This window comes from Pseudomonas donghuensis (assembly GCF_000259195.1).
Taxonomy (GTDB): Bacteria; Pseudomonadota; Gammaproteobacteria; order Pseudomonadales; family Pseudomonadaceae; genus Aquipseudomonas; species Aquipseudomonas donghuensis.
On sequence record NZ_JH650792.1, the window covers coordinates 12063 to 23755 of the forward strand.

The 11693-nt window shown below is 63.4% G+C and carries 7 protein-coding genes; 5 read left to right on the forward strand and 2 right to left on the reverse strand.

Features of this window, described 5'->3' with window-relative positions:
* The coding region (locus UW3_RS27775; protein WP_010227017.1) for a hypothetical protein at window positions 1-670 on the forward strand (670 nt) is incomplete at its 5' end.
* Between the two features lie 66 nt (window positions 671-736).
* Window positions 737-5089, forward strand: coding sequence for a dermonecrotic toxin domain-containing protein (locus UW3_RS0125940; protein ID WP_010227019.1), 4353 nt, complete (start codon window positions 737-739; stop codon window positions 5087-5089).
* Here the strand turns inward: UW3_RS0125940 and UW3_RS0125945 are convergent.
* The gene (locus UW3_RS0125945) at window positions 5062-7320 is read right to left on the reverse strand and encodes a putative bifunctional diguanylate cyclase/phosphodiesterase (RefSeq protein WP_010227021.1); all 2259 of its coding nucleotides are present in this window, start codon (window positions 7318-7320) and stop codon (window positions 5062-5064) included. The genes UW3_RS0125940 and UW3_RS0125945 overlap by 28 nt on opposite strands.
* 139 nt (window positions 7321-7459) lie before the next feature.
* Here UW3_RS0125945 and UW3_RS0125950 point away from each other — a divergent pair, with 139 nt between their 5' ends.
* The 3 genes from UW3_RS0125950 (at window position 7460) to UW3_RS0125960 (ending at window position 10935) form a co-directional block, all read left to right on the forward strand.
* Window positions 7460-9079, forward strand: coding sequence for an NADP-dependent glyceraldehyde-3-phosphate dehydrogenase (locus tag UW3_RS0125950; protein ID WP_010227022.1), 1620 nt, complete (start codon window positions 7460-7462; stop codon window positions 9077-9079).
* Window positions 9080-9186: 107 nt separating this feature from the next.
* On the forward strand, window positions 9187-9654 hold the full coding sequence (locus UW3_RS0125955; RefSeq protein ID WP_010227023.1) for a VOC family protein: 468 nt from the start codon (window positions 9187-9189) through the stop codon (window positions 9652-9654).
* An 87-nt stretch (window positions 9655-9741) separates the two neighbouring features.
* Window positions 9742-10935: a hypothetical protein gene (locus UW3_RS0125960; protein ID WP_010227024.1), complete on the forward strand. Its 1194-nt coding sequence runs from the start codon at window positions 9742-9744 to the stop codon at window positions 10933-10935.
* 181 nt (window positions 10936-11116) lie between these two features.
* On the opposite strand, the gene UW3_RS0125965 is transcribed toward UW3_RS0125960, so the two are convergent.
* Window positions 11117-11572: an REP-associated tyrosine transposase gene (locus UW3_RS0125965; RefSeq protein WP_010227025.1), complete on the reverse strand. Its 456-nt coding sequence runs from the start codon at window positions 11570-11572 to the stop codon at window positions 11117-11119.
* Between the last annotated feature and the right edge of the window lie 121 nt (window positions 11573-11693).

Genomic DNA, 11693 nt, shown 5'->3' on the forward strand with positions numbered 1-11693 from the left:
GCCGGAGATTGCCCGCAACCTGTTGGCCCTTGAGCCGCAGGCGCAAAGCGCTTTTGCCATGGCGGCGCCTACCTTTACGCTGCGTGCCGAACGATTGTTACAGGTGGTGGTCGAGCGGGTGCGCTTGCAGGCGGTGCGCAACGCCGCCGACCAGGCCAGTACGGCGTTGATTCTTGGCGATGCCGCCGCTACGGCGAACCGCGAGCCGATTCGGCAAGCGTTTTTCTCCTGGATGCTGCAACAGCTGGGCAACGACCCGACGCTGGTCATGTCAGCTACGCCGCTGAATGGCGAGCCGGTGTCCATCGAGCTGATCGAGCCCTACTTGCAGCAACAACCAGGCAGCTGGCTGGAGCCGCTGCGCGAGCACGTTGAACAGCTCAACCCGGGCACCGAAGCAGGCTTGAACGCCGTCTTGCAGCGCTACACAGGCACGCGGATTTTTGTCCATGGCGAGTGGGCCGCCTTGTTGCGCCAGCACTTTGCCCCGGCCTTCATCGAGCTGGAAACCCAGTACGCACGCACACTGGAAATGGCTGCGGGCATGATTGACGACCCCGTGCAATTGCAGGTGTATACCCAGGACCTGGAGCACCAGCAGCTGCAGCGACTCGATGCGCTGATGCGACAGCTGACGCGTAATATCGAGTTCGAACCCCACGAAGAGTAATAACTACCACCCGATGCCAGGCGTGCGGGGGCTTGCTGATGGCTTACTCGCCAAAGGAGCACCCGCATGCCTGACATCAACCCGCACCACGCCTTCCTCCGCCAGCGCCTACCCGGCTGGGCCCACCACGCCAACCAGGAAAACTGGCAGCACCTGCGCCAGAGCCTGCACGCGGCGAGTACCGAGGCGATCCCCGGCGCCCCCGTTGCTCAGCACCTGGCCGTGCTCGCCAGCCAGGCGCAATTGCGCCGTTCGCGCGACGCCTTGCATCACCTGCTCAAGCCTTTGCAAGGCGTCATGGCCTTCGCCGAGCCCCTGCTCAGCGCACGCCTGAAAGACGCCTTCGGCCTGGAGGTGGATGTCATCCGCAGCACGCTGACACCGGTAACCACGAACATCGGTGGCCTGCTGACCGGCCGCGATATCACCGGGCCCACCGCCAGCCTGTTGCAATACGCGCTGCACAACTTCAGTGGCATTTACCTGGACCCACCCAGCGCCATCCGCGACGCGCGCGGCCAGGCCCTGGCGATCAGTGGGTTGGCCTTCGCTGCCGAGTGCCGACGGCTCGACCTGGGCCGGCGCTACCAGGATCACCTCGACGCGCTATTGGTGTATGGCGAGCAGGCCAGGCAGGTACGCAACGCGTTCGAGCAGGTGAGCAAGGACCAACTGCGCCTGGACCTGCTCTTGGCCCATGGGCAAAAGCGCCTCAGTGACGCCGGCAAGAGCACCCTCGACCACCTGCTCGCCGGCAGCAAGTCCCTGAAGCTCGGCACACAGCCAGTGCACTGCTGGTCGCTGAGCCTGTTCGGCATCGCCTTGCATGATGTCTGGGTGCTTGCCCCTGCCGAGTCCGAGGCTGAGCGAATTGCCCAGGTGTCAGCGCAACTCTCTACGCCGCTGGCGCTGTTCAATCCGTTGTCGATCTTTTCCCCACGTCAGGGCGTACTGGATCGCCACAGGCTCAGGACTGTCGGCCCGGTGTTGCTTTGCCTGCCGGGTACTTCCCACGCCGTGCAACAGTACCCCTCGCTGCAAGCGTTGCAACGCGCGCTCAAGGACAAACTGTGCAACGCGCAGTTTCGCGCCGTGTTCATGCGCTTTGTGCCCCTTGAGCAACGCGCGCACTTTGCCAGCGTGCTCAAGCGCACCCTGGCCGCGAACGCAGCGGCTGATGCGCACTGGCCAGTACCCGCCTTTGCAAACCTGCACGTCAAGCGCCAATTGATCAAGGGTGAGCTGTTCAACCATGAGCAGACCGCCCAGCTCAATCGCCTGCGCAACGAAGCCCGGTTGCTGGCGGTACCCACCGCCGATGTCGACGACAAGGCCCGTGAGGTATTGCTGCAAGGCCTGGAAGACCTGGGGCTGAACTTCCTCAACCTGGCCGCGTTCTTTGTCCCGGGCCTGGGCCAGGTAATGATGGGGGTATTCGCCGCGCAACTGCTGTACAGCGCCTTTGAGGGCGTCGAGGCCTGGGAGGATGGCGACATCGACACGGCCCTGGCGCACCTGCAGTCCATCGCCCTCAATGTGGCAGTCGCCGGTGGCCTGGCGGTGGCGGGTGGCGTGGCCGGCAAGCTGGTCAATGGCCAGTGGCTGGAATCCTTGCTCAGGGTGCAACGGGCCGACGGCAGCCCGCGCCTGTGGCAGCCATCATTGGCCAGCTACCGCAGCGACATTCGCCTGCCTGAGGGGCTACGGGCCAACGCCATGGGCCAATATGTAGCCGACGGCAAATACTACATCCGCCTGGATGGCGAACTGTTCGAGCAGCAGCTGGATCCCGCTTCGCGGCAATGGCGGATCGTCCACCCCCAAGACCCCGGGGCCTACCAGCCGCCGCTGCTACACAACAATCAGGGCGCCTGGCGGCATGTGTACGAACGGCCGCTGCAATGGTCGCGGGCCACCTTGCTGCGGCGCCTGGGGCACCCGGTCGAGGCCTACAGCGACCAGCAACTGAGCGAGGCGGCATGGATCAGCGGCACCAGCGAAGACACCCTGCGCCGTGTGCATGTGCAACACGAGCAACCCCCTGAGCTGCTCCTCGACTGCCTTGAGCGCTTGCAGGCGGCAAACACTAGTCATGCGGAGGTCGATCGCCTTGGCGACATCACGTTCGATGACGCCTTCGCCAAGCACTACGCCGGCCCACCGGCCGGGGTCAGCACCGTGCAACTGGCCTTGCCGCGGGCCCTTGAGGGCCTGTACCAGCCCCGCCTGGCCAACGACGACTGCGAGCGCCTGGTATTTGCCTGCCTCAAGCGCTTGCCAGGCTGGCCGGACTCACTGCGCCTGGAACTGCGCCGGGGCAATCCGGACGGCCCGCTGATTGCTCAGGTCGGCCCCAGGCAGGCCAGCGAGCACCGGGTGCTGGTGAAAGCCGCCGAGTACCGGCATGCCCACGGTTGGCGCGCCTATCGGACCGGCATGCCGCTAGCAGAATCAAGTAGCAATCGCTACCAGGCGATCCTTGATGCCCTGCCCGACGCCGATCGTCAGGCCCTGGCACTACAGGCCGGCGACGGCGACCAGCTTGGCAGGCGAATCCTGGGCCTGACCCAGGCCAACCGCGACCAGCTTTCTCAATGGTTGTGGTCGTACGAGCCAGGCTGGTCGGACTCTATCGGTTTGCGCGGCGGCGCGCCGATGAGTTACGGGCCAACGTCACCGAGCACCTCGCTGATGGCACGCTATTGGGCACTGTATCCGCGAAGCAGCCAAGCGCAGATGCGGGCAGCAATGGAAGGCTGGCGCGCCGCCAACGTCGAACCCACCGCAGCGTTGCAACGGCTTGAAATGCAGTTGCAACGCCTGCGCAACAATCTACAGAGGTGGGCCATCGACAACCCGCAGCGCCAGGAAGCGATACCCAATCTGATCGAAGCCTGGCAGCGCATGCATTCATCACCCACGGCCCAGGGGCAACCGGTGTTTGCCCTGTACCTGGACGAGCTGAACCTGGTTGGCGCAGACCTTGACGGCTTGGCGCAACTCGAGCCCGGTATCTTCGCTCACGTTCAACTGCTGTCGCTCGACTTTAACCCGCTGGGCCAGCTGCCCGGGGGGTTCACCCAGCACTTTCCACGCCTGCGCAACCTGTCAGTGCGCGGTAGCCAATTGAGCGAAGTTCCCCAAGGCCTGGGTGAACAACTGGTATCGCTCGAGCTGGGGGACAACCAGCTGGCCTGGACAGCCCGCGACCAGGCCAGGCTGGCAACCTATCCGAACCTGCAGCACCTGTACCTGGATAACAACCCAATAGCCTCCGCCCCTAACTTCGGCGGACATCTCTATTTGCGTCACCTCACGCTGAGCGGCTGTGGCCTGACGGAGCTGCCGGGCGGCCTGGAAAACCTGCAGGCCCCAACCCTGATCGACCTGTCGAATAACCTATTGACGCACCTGCCAGAGCACTTCGACCCACCCCGGGCGGTCGGCCATGCGTTACAGCTGGAACTTAACCCTTTCACGGAAGAGACAGCGTTGCAAATCCAACGCTACTTCACCGATAACCGGGTCGATCTGCTGGTGTCTCAGGATGCCTACAGCGATCTGCTTTTTCAGGCATCGGACGATCAAGTACTACTGTGGGAGCGCCTGCAGGTACCGCAACGCCTGGATTTCGTCCGGCGCCTGCGCGAGCTCTATGACAGCTTCAGCTACCTGCTGGCGCCGGCCACCACGCGCAGGCGCCTGTGGCGGATTCTGGAGGTGGTCGAAACACAGCCGCCTGTCGATGAGTGGCTCGCCCAGTATGCCGGTGGCGCACGCATTCTGCTGTTGGAAGACATGGTCGATGGCGTCCTCGCCCTCAGCGGCAACGACCACCGGCAACTCGGCCGCAACCTGCTGCAGGTCATGCAGCGGCGTACCTGGCGCCAGGCCATCCAGGAGCATGTCGAGCGACAAACACCGCTGGAGGACGCACAGTTCGCGCCGCGCGCCCAGCGTCTCGAGGCGCTTTACTACTGGACCTTGCGGCAACTGGCCGAAGACCCGACGATGATCATCGCGCAAACGCCGCTGCCGGCCGAAGCACTGGCCACCGACTCGATTCAGATCACCTTGCAACAACTGCCCGCCGACTGGGTCGAGCAGTTGCACCAACAGTTGCTGGCGCTCACCCCCGACAGCGACGCCGGGGTCGAGGCGGTGTTGCGCCGCAATGAACAGCACCAGTACCTAAACCGGGACTGGACTACCTACTTGCGATTGCACTTTGCCGAGCGCTTTGATGAGTTGGGCGACGAACTGAATCAACGCTTGGAGGCCGTCCAGCAAGAAATCGCCAACCCCGGCGAGCGTCTACTAAACGAGCAACTCATACGTCGCCGCCATGAGGCCGAAGAGCACCAGTTGCTCAGCGAACTGACACAGCTTGTTTATCGCGACTCGCCCAACGAAGAGTGACTGCCATGCTGGCGGGCCGTACGCGCGGCCAGCCAGCTATCAAACTCGGCCACCGGCATCGGCCGCCCCATCCAAAAGCCCTGGCCCTGATCACACCCGGCATTGCGCAAAAACGCATATTGCTCGGCGGTCTCGATGCCCTCGGCGGTGATCTTGAAGCCCAGGGCGTGGCCCAGGTCAATGATCGCCCGGGTAATGGCCACGCCATCGTCGTCTTCAGGTAGATCCTTGATAAACGCCCGATCGATCTTCAGGTGGTCGATCGGCAGCATCTTCAGGTACGCCAGTGACGAGTAACCGGTGCCGAAGTCGTCCACCGCCGTGGTCACGCCCAATTCCTGCAGCTGTGCAAGGACCGCACAGGCATGCTGCTGGCTTTCCATCAGCAGGCTTTCGGTGATTTCCACCTCCAGCAAGGTCGGCGGCAGGTCGTAGCGTTTGAGCGAGCGCTTGAGGCTGGCGACGTAGTCGCTGCGCTCGATCTGCAAGGCTGCGACGTTGATCGCCACCGGCCCGGGCAGGCGGTCGGCGGCGCGCCAGGCAGCGATCTGTGCGCAGGCCAGATCCAGTACCTTCTCACCCAAGGGGATGATCAGCCCCGTGCGTTCGGCCAGGGGGATGAACTGCGCTGGCGATACCAGCCCGTGCTCTGGATCACGCCAGCGCAGCAGCGCTTCGGCGCCTTCGACGCGGCCGCTGAACAGGTCGATCTTGGGTTGGTACCAGAGCTCGAACTCATTGTGCTTGAGGGCCCGGCGCAGGTTGTGCTCCAGGTCCAGGCGCGCCTGCAGGCGCTGGGTCATTTCCGGCTGGTACAGGCGGTAAGCGTTGCGCCCACTCTCCTTGGCCGCGTACATGGCGGTGTCGGCATGGCGCAGCAGGCGATCGACGCTCTGGCCATGCTCCGGGCACCAGGCCAGGCCAATGCTGCCGGTGACCAGGGCAGCGTTGCCCTTGAGGTCGAAGGGCAGTTGCAGGGCCTGCAGCAACCTCTGGATGCGCTCGATGCAATCAGCCTCCGGCCCCTTGAGCACAAAGGCGAACTCATCTCCGCCCAGGCGGCACACACTGTCCTGCACTTCGATGATCTGCATGAAACGTGCAGTGGCCTGTTGCAGCAACAGGTCGCCCATGGCGTGGCCAAGGCTGTCGTTGACCTGCTTGAAACCGTCGATATCCAGCACCAGTACGGCCAGGCGCTGGCCCCGGTTGATCTCCTCGAGCAGTTGCTGATGAAAGTGCAGGCGATTGGGCAAGCCGGTGATCGCGTCATAATGGGCCAGGCGCTCGAGCTGGGCCTGGGACTGCTTGAGTTCGAGGTTGCGCAGGTTGATCAGGCGGTTGCTGCGATTGAGCTGGGCGACGAACACGCTGAACAGGCCGGTACAGGTCAGGGCAAAGAGGAACAACGGCGAGACGAACAGGCTCATGGACGGCCAGCCGCCCAGGGGGCTGGCCGCCAGTTGCCAGAGCCCGCCCGGCACATCGACATTGACCGTCACCGGGTGCTGGGTGAACAGCTTCGGGTCGCCCCAGATCATCCCGCCGGCCGAACCCTGGCCGTCGGCGCCGCGCAGGGCCAGCTCGAAGCCCGGGTCAAGGTCCAGCCCGGCGGTACTGAGCAAGCGGTCGATATCGGCGACGATCGACACGTTGCCCCAGTATAGTTTCACGCCCTTGTGCCCCTTGAGGAATACCGGACGCCGGTAGATCAACCCACGCCCGCCCTGGCGCAGCTGCACCGGACCAGCCAGCACCGGGCTGTAGTTGTCACGGGCGCGCTGCAGCAGCGGGTACTGCTCCGGCATCTGGCGGTAATCCATGCCCAGTACGCTCTGGTTACCGTGCAGCGGGTAGACGTCGGCGATCACATCACCCGGGGCCAGGGCAATATGGCGGATGTGCGGCACTGAGGCGATCGCCTGGCGGGCCATGTCGTGAAAGTGCTCGGGGCTGATTTCGCCATCGGCACTGAGTAGCTGGGCAATACCCTCGGTCTCACCGAACGCCGAGCGCAGCTGCGCCTCGATACTGGCCCGCACGCCCGACAGGCGCGCGCTGGCATTGGCGATCACTTCAGCTTCCTGGCGCTGTACATCCAGACGCCCGAGCACCACCGACAGGCCGATGCCGATCAGGGCAAAGCCCACCGGCAGCAGGCGATTGAGGGTGGTACGCAGGTTCGTCGGCAGGACCAGATTGTCATCAAGGGCGAGGATTCTTGTGCTCATAGGTCCGTAATTCACATCGGATTAACGCTGTATCGGCGCCTTGGGCGCAATGTTGAGCGAGGCTGGCTTTTTTTAGCGCCCTGGCGTTATGCTCGGACTGAAACGTTTCACCCATTACAGAAAAAGAGGTGCTGCGCCCATGGACCGTCTGCTCGATACGCTGTTCCCCACCGCCAACGAGATCCCCGAGGCGTACCGCCTGGGTGAACCCCTGGTGCAACGTGAGTACCTGGTGAACGGCCAGTTGCAGCAATGGCACGGGCCGCTGGCCACGGTCCGCAGCCCGGTGTGGCTCAAGGAGGGCGTTGAGGAGCGCCAGGTGATCCTCGGCAATACCCCGCTGCTGGACGCCGATACCGCCCTCACCGCCCTGGACGCCGCCGTGCATGCCTACGACAAAGGCCGTGGCGCCTGGCCGACGATGCGGGTGGCCGAACGCATCCAGCATGTCGAGACCTTTTTGACCAAGATGCGTGAACAACGCGAAGCCGTGGTCAAGCTGCTGATGTGGGAAATCGGCAAGAACCTCAAGGACTCGGAGAAAGAGTTCGACCGCACCTGCGACTACATCGTCGACACCATCGGCGCCCTCAAGGAGCTGGACCGCCGCTCCAGCCGCTTTGAACTGGAGCAGGACACCCTTGGCCAGATCCGCCGCGCGCCGCTGGGCGTGGCCTTGTGCATGGGCCCCTACAACTACCCGCTGAACGAAACCTTCACCACCCTGATCCCGGCGCTGATCATGGGCAACACCGTGGTGTTCAAGCCGGCCAAGTTCGGCGTGCTGCTGATCCGCCCGCTACTTGAAGCGTTTCGCGACAGCTTCCCGGCCGGGGTCATCAACGTCATTTATGGCCGCGGCCGCGAGACCGTCAGCGCGCTGATGGCCAGCGGCAAGATCGATGTGTTCGCCTTCATCGGCACCAACAAGGCCGCCAGCGACCTGAAAAAACTTCACCCACGCCCGCACCGCCTGCGCGCAGCCCTGGGCCTGGATGCCAAGAACCCGGGGATCGTGTTGCCCGAGGTCGACCTCGACAACGCGGTGAACGAGGCGGTCACCGGCGCGCTGTCGTTCAACGGCCAGCGCTGCACGGCGCTGAAGATCCTCTTCGTCCATGAAGACGTGGTCGATGATTTCCTCGACAAATTCCAGCGCAAGCTGGCCGCGCTCAAGCCGGGCATGCCCTGGGAGCCGGGCGTGGCCCTGACGCCGCTGCCGGAAGCCGGCAAGATCGACTACCTCAACGGCCTGGTGGCCGATGCCGTCGACAAGGGTGCCAAGGTCATCAACGAAGGCGGTGGCGCCAGCCGTGGCTCGTTCTTCTACCCGGCCCTGCTGTACCCGGTGAATGCGCAGATGCGCGTGTACCATGAAGAGCAGTTCGGCCCGGTGGTGCCGGTGGTGCCCTATCGCGACCTGCAGACGGTGATCGACTATGTGCTCGATTCCGACTTCGGCCAGCAGTTGAGCATCTTCGGCAGCAACTCGGCTGAAGTCGGCAGGCTGGTCGATACCTTCGCCAACCAGGTCGGCCGTATCAACCTCAATGCCCAGTGCCAGCGCGGCCCGGACACCTACCCGTTCAACGGCCGCAAGAACTCCGCCGAAGGCACCCTGTCGGTGCATGACGCCTTGCGGGTGTTCTCCATCCGCACGCTGGTGGCGACCAAGTTCCAGGAGAGCAACAAGCAGCTGATCAGCGACATCATCCGTAACCGCGAGTCGAGTTTCCTGACCACCGATTACATTTTCTGACTGCCACTCGTCCAGCGCCGCGACTTTTGATTTGCCCAATTGCCGAAACTGTATAAATATACAGTTTCGCGCCATTCCCTGCGGCGCCTTAAAGGAGGATCAATAAAATGGCAGTCAAACCAATCCCCGAAGGACAGCACAGCATTACCCCTTACCTGGGCATCAAGGATGCCGCCAAGGCCATCGAGTTCTACAAGAAGGCCTTCGGCGCCGTCGAGATGTTCCGCCTCGACGGCCCAGACGGGCGCGTCGGCCATGCCGAGCTGAAAATCGGCGATTCCTCGCTGATGCTTGCCGACCCCTGCGACCAGTCCGGTGGGCTGACCAGCAGCCAGTCGCTCAATGGCACCGCCATTGGTCTGCACCTGTATGTCGAGGACGCCGACAAAGTGTTTGCCCAGGCCCTCGCTGCCGGCGCCACCCAGGTCACCGAAGTCAAAGACCAGTTCTACGGCGACCGTAGCGGCACCCTGAAAGACCCGTTCGGCAACCTGTGGTTCGTCTCCACCCACAAGGAAGACCTCAGCGTGGAAGAGATCCGCGCCCGCGCCGCCAAGCTGTTTGGCGGCCAGTAAGCAGCACCTGGCTCCGCTGGCGGGCATGTTCGCCAGCCGGGCTTTGCATTAAGGTGGCAGGCACAGGAAGGCTGGCCAGGATTGTCCATGCGAATCATCGAAAAAAACGCCGCGCTGGTGCGCACCCTCACCCCTGCTGAAGACGCGCTGTTGCGTGGTTTTGTCCAGGGCGGCCTGGAAGGCCCGCGCCTGTTGCAGGCCAACCAGCTGCTGATGAAGGTGCGCGCCGCCGGCCACTGGCTGGCCTGCGACTGCCAGCCCAAAGCAATGCCGGTGCTCAACGTCAACCTCAATGGCAACACCGGCACGCTGTTCCTCAAGAACAACCCGGGCACGGCCGAGCACGCGCCAGACTGCGCGTTCATCAAGGATGAGCGGGAAAGTGGTAGCCGCGACAGCGACAACGACTCGCCACCGGCTGCCTGGCTCGCACCGGACACCCCCTTGCGCCTGATCGGTGATTTCAAAGCGGCCGGCGGCGCTGCTGGCGAGTCTGCAGGCAGTGGCGACAAACGCGAGCAGCATCGGCTGCTGTCGCTGCTGCTGACCTTGATCGAAGCCAGTGGCTTGAACGTCTATGCCACCCACTTGAAAAAAGACCTCACCGGGCAGTTCGCCGAATTGCGCGGGGTCGCCAGCCGTTACCCGTTGATCGAGCGGGTGCCGGCCAGCAACTACCTGGAAACCCGCCTGGACATGAAGCACATGATGATGCTCAAGGCGCGTTTGCGTGAGTCCACGGCCTTTGGCAACCATCGCCGGCATGGCCTGCTGCTCGACTGCGTCAGCCAGATCAAGGCGCGCAAGGTATTCAACGACCGCAGTGAAGACGGCTTCGACTTCCAGGGCCATCACCTGCTCTGGGGCGGCAGCAAGACCCCGGGGCCGTTGCTGGCCCTGGCGATCTACTCGCCGGCCAGTGCCGGCAGTCATTTCTATGAGCTGATTCATGTTGCCAGCGTGCCGGTGTTGTCGCGTGGGCAGCTCTTCCCGGTGTATCGCGATGAAGAGCGTGAGCCGTTGAAGATGCTCATCTCGCTGATCGACTGGATGGCCAGCAAGGGCGTCAAGGTGATCATGCGTCGGCCGGTGCTCGGTGGTCAGGGCATGGACGCGCTGGTGCTCAGCTCCGACCAGGACCGGGTGCTGTCGGTGTCGCTGACCGAGCAGCCGCTGGGGCCGGAGCCGGAGGGCGAGACGTTCAAGCGTTATGCCGACTTCAAGAGCCTGGACACCTTTCGCAAGTATGTCGCCGGCTTCTTCATGCGCGGACGCGAGTAACGGCTAACGACCAGGCCGCTGCGCGGCCATCGCCCTGTGGGAGCCGGCCTTGCCGGCGATGGGCTGCCCCAGCGGCCCCAGGCCTCCAAAGCCAGATTGCATCCCTAGACCGATGCATGCACCCATAACCCTGTGGGAGCCGGCCTTGCCGGCGATGGGCTGCGGCAGCAGCCCCAGGCCTCTAAAGCCAGATTGCATCCCAATGCGGATAATCACCAATGCTGGACACCAAACCAGCCCGCAACGGGTTTGCAACGATGTAGCGAGCCACCGCCTGAACATCCTCTTCCCGGCGTAACGCCCGATCATGAAAACCGTGCTGCCATAAACGACCCTTGCGCCGGCTGGCCTTGTTGATCAGGCAGGTACTGCGAGATTTGACCCGGCGTACCAGTGACGCAAGGGTGCCCTGGCGCAGCTCGATCAACCAGTGCAGGTGATCGGGCATGATCACCCAGGCCAAGGATTTAGCCAACGCTTGACGCTGTGCATATTGCAGTTGCTCAACCATCAGCCGAGCCAGGTGAAAATCGGTAAAAACCGGTTGGCGGTTTTCGGTGATGCTGGTCAGCAGGTATAAGCCGCCAAGTGTCGATACTCGCCCACGTCTCAGGCGATGGGAGGCTGGACTGTCCATGTTGGGTCTCCTGAAAATCGAGCTTTCAGGCTAGCTCGATCGAAACACTCAGGTGGCAGGTCAATTAAACTTGATGTGTCTGGACCATCGCTTCGCCGGCAACGCCGGCTTGTGTCTTGAG

Bases quoted from the DNA above. Each gene is read 5' to 3' on its own strand.
- UW3_RS0125940 (WP_010227019.1), top strand. From the start codon at position 737: ATGCCTGACATCAACCCGCACCACGCCTTCCTCCGCCAGCGCCTACCC.
- UW3_RS0125945 (WP_010227021.1), bottom strand. From the start codon at position 7,320: ATGAGCACAAGAATCCTCGCCCTTGATGACAATCTGGTCCTGCCGACG.
- UW3_RS0125950 (WP_010227022.1), top strand. From the start codon at position 7,460: ATGGACCGTCTGCTCGATACGCTGTTCCCCACCGCCAACGAGATCCCC.
- UW3_RS0125955 (WP_010227023.1), top strand. From the start codon at position 9,187: ATGGCAGTCAAACCAATCCCCGAAGGACAGCACAGCATTACCCCTTAC.
- UW3_RS0125960 (WP_010227024.1), top strand. From the start codon at position 9,742: ATGCGAATCATCGAAAAAAACGCCGCGCTGGTGCGCACCCTCACCCCT.
- UW3_RS0125965 (WP_010227025.1), bottom strand. From the start codon at position 11,572: ATGGACAGTCCAGCCTCCCATCGCCTGAGACGTGGGCGAGTATCGACA.